Annotated in this window: 16 protein-coding genes; 13 read left to right on the top strand and 3 right to left on the bottom strand. The window is 66.9% G+C overall.

Annotated features, from left to right (window positions below; translation table 11 throughout):
- Positions 1-158 precede the first annotated feature (158 nt).
- Entirely contained in the window at positions 159-1,445 is a 1,287-nt protein-coding gene (locus CEK29_RS23380) for an amidase (RefSeq protein WP_094798173.1), read from the bottom strand.
- Between the two features lie 405 nt (positions 1,446-1,850).
- Here CEK29_RS23380 and CEK29_RS23375 point away from each other — a divergent pair, with 405 nt between their 5' ends.
- From CEK29_RS23375 to CEK29_RS23330, 10 genes are all read left to right on the top strand, one after another.
- Complete coding sequence (locus tag CEK29_RS23375; RefSeq protein WP_094798172.1) at positions 1,851-2,897, top strand: LacI family DNA-binding transcriptional regulator; 1,047 nt, start codon at positions 1,851-1,853, stop codon at positions 2,895-2,897.
- Positions 2,894-3,904 (top strand): ABC transporter substrate-binding protein, encoded by a 1,011-nt coding sequence (locus tag CEK29_RS23370; protein ID WP_094798171.1) that lies wholly within the window; start codon positions 2,894-2,896, stop codon positions 3,902-3,904. Before CEK29_RS23375 ends, CEK29_RS23370 begins: the two co-directional genes overlap by 4 nt.
- Before the next feature lies 1 nt (position 3,905).
- Positions 3,906-4,721, top strand: a complete 816-nt coding sequence (locus tag CEK29_RS23365; RefSeq protein WP_094859454.1) for an ABC transporter permease — start codon at positions 3,906-3,908, stop codon at positions 4,719-4,721.
- 21 nt (positions 4,722-4,742) lie between these two features.
- The gene (locus tag CEK29_RS23360) at positions 4,743-5,582 is read left to right on the top strand and encodes an ABC transporter permease (protein WP_094859453.1); all 840 of its coding nucleotides are present in this window, start codon (positions 4,743-4,745) and stop codon (positions 5,580-5,582) included.
- Positions 5,583-5,584: 2 nt separating this feature from the next.
- Positions 5,585-6,568, top strand: a complete 984-nt coding sequence (locus CEK29_RS23355; RefSeq protein ID WP_094859452.1) for an ABC transporter ATP-binding protein — start codon at positions 5,585-5,587, stop codon at positions 6,566-6,568.
- Positions 6,569-6,594: 26 nt separating this feature from the next.
- On the top strand, positions 6,595-7,416 hold the full coding sequence (locus CEK29_RS23350) for a phosphodiesterase (protein WP_094798167.1): 822 nt from the start codon (positions 6,595-6,597) through the stop codon (positions 7,414-7,416).
- Positions 7,417-7,526: 110 nt separating this feature from the next.
- Positions 7,527-8,579: an ABC transporter ATP-binding protein gene (locus tag CEK29_RS23345; RefSeq protein WP_094798166.1), complete on the top strand. Its 1,053-nt coding sequence runs from the start codon at positions 7,527-7,529 to the stop codon at positions 8,577-8,579.
- 46 nt (positions 8,580-8,625) lie between these two features.
- The gene (locus CEK29_RS23340; RefSeq protein WP_094798165.1) at positions 8,626-9,918 is read left to right on the top strand and encodes an ABC transporter substrate-binding protein; all 1,293 of its coding nucleotides are present in this window, start codon (positions 8,626-8,628) and stop codon (positions 9,916-9,918) included.
- A 17-nt stretch (positions 9,919-9,935) separates the two neighbouring features.
- The gene (locus CEK29_RS23335) at positions 9,936-10,811 is read left to right on the top strand and encodes a carbohydrate ABC transporter permease (RefSeq protein WP_094798164.1); all 876 of its coding nucleotides are present in this window, start codon (positions 9,936-9,938) and stop codon (positions 10,809-10,811) included.
- Positions 10,808-11,617 carry a carbohydrate ABC transporter permease gene (locus CEK29_RS23330; protein WP_094798163.1) on the top strand — a complete coding sequence of 270 codons (810 nt, stop codon included), beginning with the start codon at positions 10,808-10,810 and terminating at the stop codon, positions 11,615-11,617. The genes CEK29_RS23335 and CEK29_RS23330 overlap by 4 nt, the downstream gene beginning before the upstream one ends.
- A 69-nt stretch (positions 11,618-11,686) precedes the next feature.
- Here CEK29_RS23330 and CEK29_RS23325 read toward each other — a convergent pair whose 3' ends face one another.
- Positions 11,687-12,004: a hypothetical protein gene (locus tag CEK29_RS23325; RefSeq protein WP_094798162.1), complete on the bottom strand. Its 318-nt coding sequence runs from the start codon at positions 12,002-12,004 to the stop codon at positions 11,687-11,689.
- A gap of 111 nt (positions 12,005-12,115) precedes the next feature.
- Positions 12,116-12,463 carry a DUF1840 domain-containing protein gene (locus CEK29_RS23320; RefSeq protein WP_094798161.1) on the bottom strand — a complete coding sequence of 116 codons (348 nt, stop codon included), beginning with the start codon at positions 12,461-12,463 and terminating at the stop codon, positions 12,116-12,118.
- Positions 12,464-12,731: 268 nt separating this feature from the next.
- Between CEK29_RS23320 and argS the strand changes: the two genes are divergently transcribed.
- From argS to CEK29_RS23305, 3 genes are all read left to right on the top strand, one after another.
- Positions 12,732-14,417: an arginine--tRNA ligase gene (gene argS / locus CEK29_RS23315; protein ID WP_094798160.1), complete on the top strand. Its 1,686-nt coding sequence runs from the start codon at positions 12,732-12,734 to the stop codon at positions 14,415-14,417.
- Positions 14,418-14,424: 7 nt separating this feature from the next.
- Complete coding sequence (locus tag CEK29_RS23310) at positions 14,425-15,156, top strand: SPOR domain-containing protein (RefSeq protein WP_094798159.1); 732 nt, start codon at positions 14,425-14,427, stop codon at positions 15,154-15,156.
- A gap of 115 nt (positions 15,157-15,271) precedes the next feature.
- Complete coding sequence (locus CEK29_RS23305; protein WP_094798158.1) at positions 15,272-15,904, top strand: thiol:disulfide interchange protein DsbA/DsbL; 633 nt, start codon at positions 15,272-15,274, stop codon at positions 15,902-15,904.
- Positions 15,905-15,981 lie beyond the last annotated feature (77 nt).

Below are 15,981 nucleotides of genomic sequence, written 5' to 3'. Positions count from 1 at the left end.
CCGAACGACCACTCTCAGTGCCCTTCAAACACTCCCGAACCACCTTTAACTTGAACTGCTCGTTGTACTTCGCCATGTAAAAACCCCCGAAGGTTGGATCAATATCCAACTTTCGGGGGTCAGTTCACGGATCGCCGGGTTTTTTTATGGTTGCGCGCTCAACCTTCCTGCAGCACGCGGTGCATCCAGCGCCCGACGGCGAGCAGGCGCTGGTCCTGGCCGGGCGCGCCGACCGCCTGCAGGCCCACGGGCAGGCCTTGCGGGCCGGTCGTGAAGGGCAGATGCACGGCAGGGAAGCCGAACAGGGTCCAGACCCGGCAGAACAGCGGATCGCCCGTGCCCTGCTCGAAGAAGGGCGCCTCGCCGGTGGTGCTGGGCATCAGCAGCACGTCGAACTGGTCGAACCAGCGCAGCGCGCGCTCGCGCGCGCGGGCGGCACGGGCGAGCCGTTCCTGGTGGGCCGCCGTGTCGATCTCCGCGCCCGCGTCGAGCATGGCGACGAGACGCGTGCTGAGCTGCTTGCGGGCCTGCGTGCGCTCGTAGGTGAGGGCGCTCGCGGCTTCGTAGGCCATGACGTCGGCGTGCAACTGCACCAGCGCGCAATCTTCGGCGGGCAGCGCGGCCTCCTGCACATCCGCGCCCGCCCGGGCGAGCAACAGCGCGGCCTGCTCGAACGCGTCGCGGCTTTCGGTCTGTGCCAGGCGCCACTGGAAGGTCCGCAGCATGCCGATGCGCGGCGTGCCGTCGTAGTCGAGCTGGCGCAGGCGCGCGTCGCGCATCAGCACGGAGGCGAGCAGCCCGATATCGTCGATGCTGCGTGCGAAGCCGCCGATCGTATCGAGCGACTCGGCGGTGGATTTGAGGCCGCCGCGCGCGATGCGGCCGGCCGTCGGCTTGAAGCCCACCACACCGCAATACGCGGCCGGCCGGATGATGGAACCCGCGGTCTGGGTGCCGAGCGCCAGCGGGCACATCTCGTCGGCCACCGCCGCGGCGGAGCCGCTGGACGAGCCGCCCGGCGTGTAGGCGACGTTGCGCGGATTGCGCGTCGGGCCCGGCTGATAGGCCGCCAGCTCGGTCGTGACCGTCTTGCCGAGCACCAGCCCGCCGGCCTCGCGGCAGAGCGCAACGGCGGCCGCATCCGCGACGGGTTGATGCTGGCTGTACACGCTCGACCCGTAGCGCGTGGGGAGGTCATGCGTATCGAAGATGTCCTTGATGCCCAGCGGCAGACCGTGCAGCACGCCGCGCACGGGGCCGTTGTCGAGCGCCTCCGCCTGCGCCAGCGCATGCGCGGGGTCGAGCGTGGCCCAGGCTTGTACCTGCGGCTCACGCTGCTCGATGCGCGCCAGACAGGCCCGCACCATCTGCACCGCGGTGAGTTCGCGGCGGTTGAGCCGGCGCGCCGCATCGAGCGCACCGAGTTGATTCAAGGCTATCGCCATCCCCAAATTCCCCAGATCATCGGATGTACGCCTATCTTGGCGTATGTGTATTGCCGGACCATGTAGCGTCCGCCATTCAATCTATCGGGGCCAGTGTAGAAGCAAGCGCGGGGTATATGCAAAGAACCGGGATCGCGTTTCCGGGTTAACCCGCGAAGGATGCGTGCGCAACCAATTCGGCGACATCTCTCCGGCAAAGCCCGTGACGCGTTGCGATATGCGGCGCACCGCCACGACCTTCGGCGCTTTCGCCAACTGCGGATGGGCGCGTATGCGGCGCTGCGGCACGCGCACTTGTGGCGGGTATGCGGCGTTTGTACTAAGTTGGCGCATGACATATCGCTGTCATGCTGCGCTCCTAGAATGAAATCGTTTTCATCAGGCTGTTCGTCGCCAAGGATTGCTGTGAGCCAAAAAGCGCCAAGCCGGCCCTCGATCATCGAGATTGCCCGCAAGGCGGGCGTCTCGCCCGCCACGGTCTCGCGGGCGTTCAATCAGCCCGAGCTGCTGCGTGCCGAAACGCTCGCGCGCATCGAGGCCGTGGCGCAGCGCAGCGGTTTCCGGCCCAATCGCGTCGGCCGCTCGCTGCGCAACGGCAGCACACGCACGATCGGCCTGATCCTGCCCACGCTCACCAATCCGGTGTTCGCCGACTGCTTCGAAGGCGCGGAGCAATACGCGCGCGCCGCGGGCTACAGCGTGATGATGGCCACCACGGGCTACCAGCCCGACATCGAAGATCGTGTCGTGCGCGAGCTCATCGATCATCAGATCGACGGCCTCATTCTCACGGTAGGCAATCCCGCCGACAGCGCGACGCTGCAGTTTCTGCAGCACACCGGCATGCCGCATGTGCTGGCCTACAACGAGTCGCCGGACCATCCTTTCGTGTCGGTGGACAACCGCGCCGCCGCGAGCGAGATGGTGCAACGCCTGGCCGATCTGGGCCATCAGCGCATCGCGCTCGTGACCGGTCCGCTGGCGGCGTCCGACCGCGCGCGCCGCCGGCTCGAAGGCGCGCGCGCCTGCGCCCGCAAGCTCGGGCTGCCCGCGGTCGGCCACCTCGCCATGCCGGCCCATACCGAATCCGATCTCAGCGTGCTGCGCATGGCCCTGACCCGCAAGGACGCGCCCACCGCGCTGTTCTGCTCCAACGATCTGCTCGCCAGCTCGGTGCTGTCGCAGCTCATCGGGCTCGGCGTGCGCGTGCCGCAGGATCTGTCGGTGTGCGGCTTCGACGGCGTCGCGATCGGCGCGCTGATGATGCCGCCGCTGAGCAGCGTGTCGCAGCCCAGCCGCGAGATCGGCGCGCAGGCCTGCGCGCGTCTGCTCGACTTCATGCAGAACGACATTCCCATTGAATCGGTGCGGCTCGCGCACCGTGTCTTCCCCGGCGGCACGGTCGCTGCCGCTCCCGCCAAACCGTCCTCCGTCAGGATCAAGCAAGCATGAAACGATTCCTCAAGAACCTCACGCGCGCCACCTTGGCCGTACTGGCCCTGAGCGCCGGCGCCGCTCAGGCGCAATCCGCCATCTGCTACAACTGTCCGCCTGAGTGGGCCGACTGGGCCACGCAGATCAAGGCGATCAAACAAGCCACCGGCATCACCGTGCCGGGCGACAACAAGAACTCCGGCCAGGCGCTCGCTTCGCTGGCGGCCGAGCGCGGCAATCCCGTCGCCGACGTCGTCTACTACGGCGTGACCTTCGGCATCCAGGCCGACAAAGACAATCTCATCCAGGCGTATAAGCCGGCAAACTGGGACAAGATCCCCGACGGCATGAAGGATCCCAACGGCAAGTGGTTCGCCATCCACTCCGGCACGCTGGGCTTCATGGTCAATGTGGACGCGCTGCGCGGCAAGCCCGTGCCCAAGTCCTGGAATGACCTGCTCAAGCCCGAGTACCGCGGCATGGTGGGCTACCTCGATCCGTCGTCGGCCTTCGTCGGCTACGTGGGCGCGGTAGCGCTGAACGGCGCGCTGGGCGGCACGCTGGACAACTTCGATCCTGCCATCGGCTGGTTCAAGAAGATGCAGGCCAACAAGCCCATCGTGCCGAAGCAGACCGCCTATGCGCGCGTGCTGTCCGGCGAGATCCCGATCCTGATCGACTACGACTTCAACGCCTACCGCGCCAAGTACAAGGACGAGGCCAACGTCGCGTTCGTGATCCCGGCCGAAGGCACCATCGCGGTGCCCTACACCATGAGCCTGGTAGCCAACGCCCCGCACGCCGACAACGGCCGCAAGGTGCTGGACTTCACGCTCTCGGATGCCGGCCAGGCGATCTGGGCCAATGCCTTCCTGCGCCCGGTTCGCGCCGAAACCATGTCGGCCGAAGCGCAGAAGAAGTTCCTCCCGGCCGCGGACTACGCCCGTGCCGGCACGGTGGACTACGCGCAGATGGCGGCGGCGCAACGCGGCTTCTCCGAGCGCTACGCCAAAGAGGTGAACTGAGATGGTGCGCCGCGGATGGCTTTGGTTCGCCGCGCCGGCCGCGGCGCTCTTTCTGGCGTTCTGGCTGCTGCCCATGGCGGCGCTCGCGCTGACCGGCGCGCGCACCGCCGAGGGCCACTCGGCCTACGTCACGGTGCTGACCAGCATGCAGTACTGGCGCAGTCTGGCCAATACCGTCGTGCTGTCGCTGGTGGCCACGCTGGCGACCTTGCTGGTCGCCTTGCCGGTCGGTCGTTTCCTGGCCTGGCATCGTGAGTTTCCGGGCCGGCGCGCGCTGGTCGCGCTGCTGATGTTTCCGCTGGCCTTTCCTGGCGTCGTGGTGGGTTTTCTGATCATTCTGCTGGCCGGGCGCCAGGGCGTGACCGCCACCATCAGCCGCTGGCTGGGCGCCGAGCCGCTGGTGTTCGCCTACGGCATGGCGGGTCTGTTCCTGGGCTATCTGTACTTCTCGTTGCCCCGCACGATCGGCATGATCTCGGCCGCCGCCGAGCAGATCGACACCAGCCTGCTGGAAGCCGCGCGCACGCTGGGCGCATCGGGATGGCGCCGCTTCGCCGACATCGAATTGCCGGCGCTGACGCCGGCGCTGCTGGGCGCGGGCGCCATGAGCTTCGCCACGAGCATGGGCGCGTTCGGCACGGCGTTCACGCTGGCCACGCAGATCGACGTGCTGCCCATCACGATCTACAACGAGTTCACCAACTACGCCAACATCCCGGTCGCGGCCGCGCTGTCGATCGTGCTGGGCCTGGTGACCTGGGCCGTGCTGTATGTCGCGCACAGCGTCGCGGGCACCCGCGCCGGCGCGGCGGCCTGAGATTTCTTACCGCATATCGCCATGACTGAACTGCATTCGCGCACCGACATGCGCCTGGGACTGGCCGTCACGCTCGCCGTGGCCGCCTTCCTGATCGGACCGGTGGTGCTCTCGATCCTGGCGGGTCTGACCCGCAACTATTTCGTCGGCTTTTCCAGCGGCTTCACGCTGCGCTGGATCGAGCAGGTGTGGGAGCTCTATAGCGACACCATCTGGCGCTCGTTCGCCGTCGCGCTGCTCACGCTGCTGGTCTGCGTGCTGGTGGGCGTGCCGGCGGCCTGGGTGCTGACGTTGCACCGCGGCCGTGCCGCGCGCGCGCTCGAAGAATTGCTGACTCTGCCGGTCGCGGTGCCGGGCCTCGCCTCGGCGCTCGCGCTGATCATCTCGTGGGGCACGGTGTCGGGTCTGCGCGGCAGCATGTGGTTCATCGTGATCGGCCACGTGCTGTTCACGCTGCCCTTCATGGTGCGGGCCGCGCGTGCAAGCATGGCGGGCGCGGACCTGGCCGTGCTCGACGAGGCCGCCGCCACCCTGGGCGCCGGCCGCATGCACCGCTTCCTGACGGTGGTGGTGCCCAATGCGATGCCCGGCATCGTGACGGGCGCCCTGACCGTGCTCACCCTCTCCATCGGCGAGTTCAACCTCACCTGGTTGCTGCATACGCCGCTCACCAAGACGCTGCCCGTCGGCCTGGCCGACAGCTACGCCTCGATGCGCCTCGAAGTCGCGTCGGCGTACACCCTGGTCTTCCTGCTGATGCTGATGCCGCTGCTGGTCGGCCTGCAATGGCTGGCCGCCCGCGGCGAACGCCGCACCCGCCTGCAGCAGCGCCAGGCGGCCGCCCAGAATCAAGGACATTGAACATGAAAGCTCCCGTCTCGATCACCCTGAGCCAATGCGGCAAGACCTGGCCCGACGGCACCCGTGCGCTGCAGCCGCTGGATCTGCACATACCCGGTGGCGAAATCCTCGCGTTGCTCGGCCCCTCGGGCTGCGGCAAGACCACGCTGCTGCGCCTCATCTGCGGGCTGGAGCAGGCCGATGCCGGCGCCAGCATCCGCTATGGCGATGAGGACGTCACGCAACTTCCGCCCGAGGCGCGAGGCGTGGGCGTGGTGTTCCAGAGCTATGCGCTGTTCCCCAACATGAGCGTGCTCGACAACGTGGGCTATGGGCTGCGCGTACGCGGCCAGGACGCCGCCACGCGCAACGCCCGCGCCATGGAAATGCTGTCGCTGGTGCGCATGGAAAGCTTCGCGACACGGCGTGTCAGCCAGCTTTCGGGCGGCCAGCGCCAGCGCGTCGCCCTGGCGCGTGCGCTGGCCATCGAGCCGCGCGTGCTGCTGCTCGACGAGCCACTCACCGCGCTGGACGCGAAGCTGCGCGAGCACCTGCGCGTGGAGCTGGCGCAGATGCTGCGCCAGCTGGGCATCACCACCATCATCGTGACGCATGACCAGGACGAGGCCATGATGCTGGGCGACCGCATCGCCGTCATGTCGGCCGGCCGGCTCGAGCAGATCGGCGACGCCGAGACGCTCTATCGCCAGCCCGACACGGAATTCGTGGGCGAGTTTCTGGGCACGCTATGCAAGCTGCGCGGCGGCGTGCGCGATGGCGTGCTGATCGAAGGCGCCCAGGATCTGCGCTTTCGGCCGCATCACGTCGGCCTCGCCGACCCGCGCGCGGACGCGGTCCAGGCCGAAGTGCTGGCGCGCTTTTTCCTGGGCGGCTCGGTGCGCTACGAGATCGGCCTGGCCGACGGGCAACGCCTGAGCGCGATCACCGGTCCCGACAGCCACTATCAACGCGGCCAGCGCGTCAGCGTGACGCTCGCCGCCCACTGACCCTTCATCCTCACTCCGGTTTCATCATGCTCATCGCACAAATCACAGACCTGCATATCCGCATGCCCGGCCAGAAGGCCTATCGCGTGGTCGAGACGGATCAGTACCTGCCGCCGGCCGTGGTCGCGCTCAACGCGCTGGACCCGACGCCCGATCTCGTCATGATCAGCGGCGACCTGACCGATTTCGGCCGGCCGGCCGAGTACGCGCATCTGCGCGCCATGTTGCAGTCGCTGCGCATGCCGTACTTCCTGCTGCCCGGCAACCACGATGCCCGCGACGGGTTGCGCGATGCGTTCCCCGACCATGCCTACCTGAGCGAGGCCGGTGAGTTCCTGCAATACACGGTGGAAGAGCACCCCTTGCGTCTGATTGTGCTCGACACGGTGGTGCCGATGCAGAGCCATGGTTCGTTGTGTGCGCAACGATTGAACTGGCTTGCCGATCGCCTGGCGGAACAGCCCGGCCGTCCGACCGCCATCGTGATGCACCATCCGCCGTTCGCCACCGGGATCGAGCACATGGACGCCATCGGCCTGCTGGCGGGCGCGCCGGAGCTCGAAGCGTTGGTTTCCCGCTACGCGAATATCGAGCGGATTCTGTGCGGACATTTGCACCGCACCATTTTCCGCCGCTTCGGCGGCACCATCGCCTCGACCTGCCCGAGCCCGGCGCATCAGGTGGCGCTGGACCTGCGCGTGGGCGGTCCGTCCGCCTTCGTCATGGAGCCGCCGGCCTTCCATCTGCATCACTACCTCGACGGCTCGCTCAACACGCACCACGCCTACATCGGGGATTACCCGGGTCCGTATCCGTTTCATGAAGACGGCGGGCTGATCGACGAGTAATCGACGGCCCGGTCGCTGCGCTGCAACGCGTACGTCATGTTTGCAGCGCAGAATGAAAAGGATTTCATTTGCCGCCAGAATGGCAAATCTCCAGAACAAGAAAAGCCGCCATGTCCCATGTCGTCCTAGAAAACCTGAGCAAACAGTATGGCGATGCCGCCGCCATACAAGGGGTGAGCTTCTCCGCGCCAGCGGGAAGCTTCACGGTCCTGCTGGGCCCGTCGGGATGCGGCAAGTCGACCACGCTGCGCATGATCGCCGGCCTGGACACGCCCACCGGCGGACGCATCCTGATCGGCGACCGCGACGTCACGCATCTCGAGCCGTCGAAGCGGCGTATCTCGATGGTGTTCCAGTCGTACGCGCTGTTCCCGCATCTCTCCGTGCGCGAAAACATTCTGTTCGGCCTCAAGGTGCGTAAAGAGCCGGCGCGCGATTACGAGCGCCGCCTGAATCGCGTCGCGGGCCTGCTGGGCCTGTCGGCCCTGCTGGATCGCAAACCCTCGCAGTTGTCGGGCGGCCAGCAGCAACGCGTCGCGCTCGGCCGCGCGGTGATTTCCGATGCGCCGGTCTGTCTGATGGACGAGCCGCTGTCTAATCTGGATGCGCAGCTGCGCCACGAGATGCGCCGCGAGATCCGCGCGCTGCAACGCGAGCTGGGCATCACGATGGTCTATGTCACGCACGACCAGACCGAGGCCATGAGCATGGCCGATCAAGTGGTGCTGCTGCGTGGCGGCCGCATCGAACAGCTCGACAGCCCCGATGGACTCTATGCGCGTCCCGCGACGGAGTTCGCCGCGCGCTTCATCGGCACGCCGCCCATGAACATCATCAAGCTCGACGCGCTGCACGGCCAGCAGGTCGTCGCCGGCACGCACGGGCCCGCGATCGAACAGGCGCCCGCCGGTGCCGCGAGTATGGGCATTCGTCCTGAACACATCACGCTGAATGCCGACGGCATTCCTGCCGAGATCGAGAGCGTGGAGTATTTCGGCGCCGACTCGATCGCCGTGTGCCGCATCGGCGCCGTCGGCGGGATCGCGGTGCGCGTCAATGGACACCTGCGCGCCGACCCCGGCATGCGCGTCGGCCTGTCGTGGGCCAGCGACGCGCAGCATTTCTTCGCCGCCGATCAGGCGGCAATCCGTCAGCCGGCCTGAGCCGGCTGTCTTTCACACGACTTTGCCCCTCTCTAGGACTGCTCTCATGCGACGCACCGTTCTGAAAACTCTGGTTGCCGGCCTGGCCGGCGCGTTCCTCTCGATGCCCGTGCTCGCGCAGAAGCCCGTGGAGGTCGAGTTCTATTACCCCGTCGCCGTGGGCGGCCCCATCACCAAGATCGTTGACGACATGGTCGCCGATTTCCAGAAAGAAAATCCCGGCATCAAGATCAAGCCGATCTACGCGGGTTCGTATCAGGACTCGATCGCCAAGGCGCTCACCGCGCTCAAGGGCGGCACGCCGCCGCAGCTGGCCGTGCTGCTGTCGACCGACATGTTCACGCTGATCGATGAAGATGCCATCGTGCCGATCGACGGCCTGGCCAAGACCGAGGCCGACAAGAAGTGGCTCGGCGGCTTCTACGACGCCTTCATGCAGAACAGCCGCACCGGCGGCCACGTGTGGGGCGTGCCGTTCCAGCGCTCGACCATCGTGATGTACTACAACAAAGACCTGTTCAAGCAGGCCGGTCTGGATCCCGAGCGTGCACCGGCCACCTGGGCCGAGCTGGTCGAGACCGCCAAGAAGCTCACCAAGAAAGACGCCTCGGGCAACGTGACCCAATGGGGTCTCGAGATCCCGTCGGGCGGCGCATTCGCCTACTGGCTGTTCCAGGCGCTCACCACGCCGAACGGCGCCATCCTCATGAACGAGGCCGGCAACCAGACCTACCTCGACAAGCCCGAAGTGATCGAGGCTGCGCAATACTGGCACGACCTGTCGGCCAAGCATGGCGTCATGCCCAAGGGCACGATCGACTGGGGCACCACGCCCAAGGACTTCCTCGAGAAGAAGGCCGCCATGGTCTGGACCACCACCGGCAACCTGACCAACATCCGCAAGAACGCCGACTTCCCGTTCGGCGTGGCCATGATGCCCAAGCAGAAGCGTGGCGGCAGCCCGACGGGTGGCGGCAACTTCTACATCTTCAAGAGCGGCACGCCCGAGCAGCAACAGGCGGCCCTGAAGTTCGCGCAATGGGTCACCACGCCGGAGCGCGCGGCCGACTGGAGCATCGCGACCGGCTACGTGGCCGTCACGCCGGCGGCCTGGGAAACCGAGAAGATGAAGAAGTACGCGCAGGAAGTGCCGGCGGCTGCCGTGGCGCGCGACCAGCTCGACGTGAGCGTGGCTGAGTTCTCGACGCACGAGAACCAGCGCGTGACCAAGGTGCTGAACGACGCGCTGCAGGCGATCCTGACCGACGCCAAGCAGCCGAAGCAGGCGCTCAGCGATGCGCAGCGCGAAGCGGAACGCATCCTGCGTCCGTACAAGTAAGCACGGAGGGCGGCACGATGAATCGCACACGCCAGGCGGTCTATGGCTGGCTGCTTCTGCTGCCAGCCGTCGTGCTGCTCGCCGCCTTTACGCACTACCCGGCCATCGCCACCTTCTGGCACAGCTTCTTCACGACACCCAAAGGCAAGCGCCCGGCGGTGTTCGTGGGGCTGGAGAACTACGCCGTCATGCGCGATGACCCGGTGTTCTGGCAATCGCTCTGGAACAACCTCTGGTTCGCGCTGGGCACCATCCCGACCTCGATCGGCATCGCGCTGGCGATGGCCTTGTGGGTGAACCGCAAGCTGGCGGGTCGCGGATTTCTGCGCATGGCGTACTTCACGCCCACTGTGCTGCCGATGGTGGCCGTGGCCAATATCTGGCTGTTTTTCTACACGCCGCAATACGGTTTGATCGCGCAGGTGATGCAGACCTTCGGCATGCAGGGCCCCAACTGGCTCGGCAGCCGCGACACGGCGCTGCCCGCGCTGATGGTCGTCACGGTCTGGAAAGAAGCGGGCTTCTTCATGATCTTCTACCTGGCCGCGCTGCAGACGATCTCGCCGTCGCTGCGCGAGGCGGCCATGCTGGAGGGCGCCTCACGCTGGCAGTATTTCCGGCGTGTGCTGTGGCCGCTCCTGATGCCGACCACGCTGTTCGTACTGGTCAACGCGCTGATCAATGCCTTCCGCCTGGTGGACCACGTGGTCGTGATGACCCGCGGCGGCCCCGACAATGCCAGCACGCTGCTGCTCTATTACATCTACCAGGTGGGCTTCAGCTTCTGGGACACGGCCTATGCCGCCACGCTGACCGTGGTGTTGCTGGTCCTGCTCGCGGTGACGGCGCTGATAAAGTTCCGCTGGCTCGACCGCAGGACGCACTACCAATGAACACCAAATCCGAACTGCTCGACACCCTGGGCGCCTGGATTCTGGGCCTGTTGTGGATCCTGCCCCTGGCCTACGCGGTATGGGCGGCATTCCATCCGCCGGCCTATGCCACGCGCTTCGATCTGTTTTCGCCGCTCACGCTCGATAACTTCGCGCGTGCCTGGAATGCCGCGCCGTTTCCGCGCTATTTCCTGAACACCTTCATGCTCGTGACGATGGTGCTGGCCGCGCAGCTGGTGCTTTCCACGCTGGCCGGCTACGCCTTCGCCCGCTTCGAGTTCCGCGGTCGCGATTTCGTGTTCATGCTGGTGCTGCTGCAACTGATGATCATGCCCGACGTGCTGCTCGTCGAGAACTACCGCACGATGAGCATGCTGGGGATCCGCGATACCGTCTTCGCGGTGGGCCTGCCGTACTTTGCGTCGGCGTTCGGCATCTTCCTGCTGCGCCAGACATTCAAGACCGTGCCGCGCGAGCTCGAAGAGGCGGCGCGGGTGGAGGGCGCCAGCCCGTTCCAGATCCTGATGAAGGTATACGTGCCGCTGGCAAAGCCGATCTACGTCGCGTATGGCCTGGTGTCGGTGAGCCACCACTGGAACAACTTCCTGTGGCCCCTCATCATCACCAACTCGGTCGAGTCGCGCCCGCTCACGGTCGGCCTGCAGGTGTTCTCGTCGACCGACCAGGGCATCGACTGGTCGGTGATCACGGCGGCCACGCTGCTGTCGGCGGCGCCGCTGCTGGTGGCCTTTCTGCTGTTCCAGCGTCAGTTCGTGCAGTCGTTCATGCGCGCCGGCATACGCTGACGCGCGCCGGACACGAAAAGACCGGCGCCGCGGCGCCGGTCTGGGCACGACTTCGATTCGATCGCGCGATCAATAGCCGACGGTCAGGCCGGGCAGATCGACCGTGATGCGCGGCCGGCCCAGCGCGAGCGCGGCCTGCTCGGCAAACTCGCGGCTCTCTTTGGTGTCGCTCGAGAGGGTGTCGTAGCCGAGCGCATCGGCCACACCCATGATCTTGTCGAGCAGCAGCACCTTGCCGCTCGGACGCAGCGGCTCGCAGCCGAGCATTTCCCAGGCACTGTCGAACCAGTCGCGCGCCGCGTCGGCGGCCTGCGGCGAGGTCGTGACGTCGACGCTGAAGTCGAGCTTGTGACGGGGATCGAAGATCACGGTGACGTCGCTGCGCATGGGGCTCTCCTGGAACGGGCGGTCAAGACGGAAGACGTCGGCGCGAGGCCGGCGCGGCAGTATGCCGCAAACCGGCGCCGCCGACTGTCAGGCCTGCGACATTGGCCGGTGTTACCAGCCGCGGCTGACTTCCCAGGTGAGGTCGGTATCGGCCTGGAGCGACTGCTTCATCATGTCGAGCAACGGAAACGCGCGCTGCGAGAAGCCCACCGGGCGCTCGATCGGGTGCACGGGATCCTTGTCGGGATCGTTGTCGTCGTCGGGGCGGCCCGCCTTGCCGTCGATACGCGCGGCGGCCTCGAGGCCCGCCACCGCGACGCGCAGCTGCTCGGGCGTGAACACGCCGCGCTCGGGGATGGCATCGGTGAATTCTTTGCCGGCGGCCTGCAGCAGGGGCAGGGCATCCTCGGTACGCATCAACACTTCAGGAGCGGCTTTGGAGTGGAAGGTGATCAGCATCTTATAGTCTCCAGTCGGGGGTGATTACATACACTACCCCAAGGCGCCGAGCCTGCCAACCAAGCCGGTTTGCGAGCATGTTGCAGGGGAAACCAGCCATTTCACGCTATGATCTAGCCATCTCCGGGACCCTCGGCCATGCCCCCGGCGCCCGTGCGCGCCGGACCCGATCCGGCGCCCGCCAGACACGGCCCCGCGGCCTGCCTGGCGCCCCGGCCCCCGGCCCTGAGCCGCCGTCCCGCCCGCCGCCTTTTACGACCGACAGCACATGCTCCTCGAGCAACAGAAACAACTGATTTCCCTGATCCAGGCCGCCGTTGCGCAGAGCCTGCCCGACGCGACGCCCACGATCCAGCTCGAGCGCCCCAAAGTGGCCGCCCATGGCGATGTCGCCACCAACGTGGCCATGCAGCTGGCCAAGCCCGCCAAACGCAATCCGCGCGAACTCGCGCAGGCGATCGTCGATGCGCTGGCCGCCGACCCGGCCGCCCGCGCGCTGGTCGAGAGCGCCGAGATCGCCGGCCCCGGCTTCATCAACCTGCGCATCACGCCGGCCGCGCGCCAGGCCGTGATCCAGGCCGTCGACACGCAAGGCGCCGAGTTCGGCCGCGCCCCGCGCACCACCGAAAAAGTGCTGGTCGAGTTCGTGTCGGCCAACCCGACCGGCCCGCTGCACGTCGGCCATGCGCGCCAGGCCGCGCTCGGCGATGCCATCTGCCGTCTGTACGACGCCACCGGCTGGGACGTCACGCGCGAGTTCTACTACAACGACGCGGGCAATCAGATCGACAACCTGGCCATCAGCGTCCAGGCGCGTGCCCGCGGACTGGGCACCGACAGCCCCGAATGGCCGGCCGACGGCTACAAGGGCGATTACATCCTCGATATCGCCAACGACTTCAAGGCCGGTAAGTCGGTCCAGGCGTCCGACGGCGAGCCCGTGCAGGCCACCGGCAATGTCGACAGCCTCGACGATATCCGCCACTTCGCGGTGGCGTATCTGCGCCGCGAACAGGATCTCGACCTGCAGGCCTTCGGCCTGAAGTTCGACAACTACTTCCTCGAGAGCTCGCTGTACACGTCGGGACGCGTCGAGCAGACCGTGCAGACGCTGGTCTCCAAGGGCCATACCTACGAACAGGACGGCGCGCTGTGGCTGCGCACGACCGAGCTCGGCACCGGTGACGACAAAGACCGCGTGATGCGCAAGAGCGAGGGCGGCTATACCTATTTCGTGCCCGACGTGGCGTATCACAAGGCCAAGTGGGAGCGCGGCTTCCACCAGGCCGTGAACATCCAGGGCAGCGACCACCACGGCACCGTGGCGCGCGTGCGCGCCGGGCTGCAGGGCCTCGAAGAGGGCATTCCGAAAGAATTCCCGGCCTACGTGCTGCACAAGATGGTCAAGGTGATGCGCGGCGGCGAAGAGGTCAAGATCTCCAAGCGCGCCGGCAGCTACGTGACCATGCGCGACCTGATCGACTGGGTCGGGCGCGACGCCGTGCGCTACTTCCTGATCCAGCGCCGCGCCGATACCGAATTCGTGTTCGATATCGATCTGGCGCTGTCCAAGAGCGACGAGAACCCGGTGTACTACATCCAGTACGCCCACGCGCGCATCTGCTCCATGATCGCCAACGCCGGCATGGCCGACGACGCGATCGCGGCCGCCGACATCAGCCTGCTGACCGCCCCGTCGGAGTTCGCCCTGATGCAGCGTCTGGCCGAGTTCCCGCAGGTGATCCGGCTGGCGGCGCAAGAGCTCGCGCCGCACCACATCGCCTTCTGGCTGCGTGACTGCGCCGCGGATTTCCATGGCTGGTACAACGCCGAACGCGTGCTGGTCGACGACGAGTCGCTCAAGCTCGCCCGTTTGCGCCTGGCCGCTTCGACTCGCCAAGTGCTGGCCAATGGCCTGGCATTGCTGGGCCTGAGCGCACCGCAACGGATGTAAGGGATTCATGGCGACCAAACGCAAGCCCAGCAGCAAGCGCTCGAACCAAGGCGGCAGCACCCTCTATGGCGTCCTGGCCGGTCTGTTGATCGGCCTGGTCGTGGCGGCCGCGGTGGCGTTCTACGTCACCAAGGCGCCCATGCCCTTCGTCGACCGCGCCTCGCGCGGCGCCTCCGACAGCAAGCCTCCGGATCCGCGTACGGCGCCCGATCCCAATCAGGGCCTGTATGGCCGTGACGGCCCCGCCGGCACCGCGCCGACCGGTCCCACGGCCACCGCGCCCACGCCGCTGCCAGGCAAGCCCGACACGCCGCGCGCCGGTCCGATCGACGACCTGGGCGCGCTGATCGCCACCTTGCCCAGCCAGCAGCAGCGCGAGCAAGCCGCGCCGGCCGCGCCCGGCACGGGCTCGGGCCTTTCCGGTGGCGAGGCGCAGGCCGACAAGCCGGCAGCCAAACCCGCGCCCAAGCCGGCGGCCGTGGCCAGCGCCGCACCCGCCGCGCAATCGTCCGGCACGTACTTCCTGCAGGCCGGTGCCTACCGCAAGGCCGAAGACGCCGACGCGCTCAAGGCCCGCATTCTGATGATGGGTCTGCCCGTGAACGTCCAACGCGCCGAGGTCAATGGCGTCGCGCTCAACCGCGTGCGGGTGGGCCCCTTCGCCAAGCTCGACGAGATGAACCGCGCCCGCAGCCGGCTGGGCGAGAATAAAATCGAGTCCGCCGTCGTGCGCCAGTAGCCGCGGCGGGCGATGGAACTTCCGGCCCGTCCGCGGGTCTGTTCGGGTCTAGCCCCGCGTTCGGGTTCGGCCCCTGTCCGGGTACCGCCCCCTTTCTTTCTCAGGAAATCGATCGATGCAGTCCAATACGTTCTCCCGCCTGCTGGCCGCTACCGCTCTGGCTGCGGCGAGCCTGTTTGCCCCCATGAGCCAGGCGCAGGGCACGCAGCAATACGTGGCCATCAATCCGCCGCTGCCGTCCGACACCCCGGGCAAGATCGAGGTCCTGGAGTTCTTCGCCTACTCCTGCCCGCACTGCGCCGCCATGCAGCCCATGGTCGAAGACTGGGCCAAGACCGCCCCCTCCGACGTCGTGCTCAAGCAGGTGCCGATCGCCTTCAACGCCGGCATGAAGCCGCTGCAGCAGCTGTATTACACGCTGGCCGCGCTCGACCGCCTGGATCTGAACGACAAGGTCTTCACCGCCATCCACGGCGAGCGCAAGCGCCTGTTCGACAAGAAAGCCATGGGTGAATGGGCCGCCTCGCAAGGCGTGGATCGCGCCCGCTTCGACGCCGTCTTCGACTCGTTCAGCGTGCAGACCCAGGTCGAGCGCGCCAACCAGCTCGCGCAGGCCTACCGCATCGAAGGCACGCCGTCGTTCTCGGTGGGCGGCAAGTTCATGACCTCGCCCGTGCTGGCGGGCAACAGCTACGAAGGTGCGCTGAAAGAGATCGATCGCCTGATCCCCATGGCACGCCAGCAATAAAGCTCTATCTGCGGCCGTCCGCGTCACCGCGGACCGCGCATCGAGCGAAAAAAAGGGCGGATGCAGCAGTGCATCCG

Source organism: Bordetella genomosp. 5 (genome assembly GCF_002261475.1).
Classification (GTDB): Bacteria; Pseudomonadota; Gammaproteobacteria; order Burkholderiales; family Burkholderiaceae_B; genus Bordetella.
Note: the sequence above shows the minus strand (reverse complement) of the source record. Positions and strands in the feature narration are given on the sequence as shown.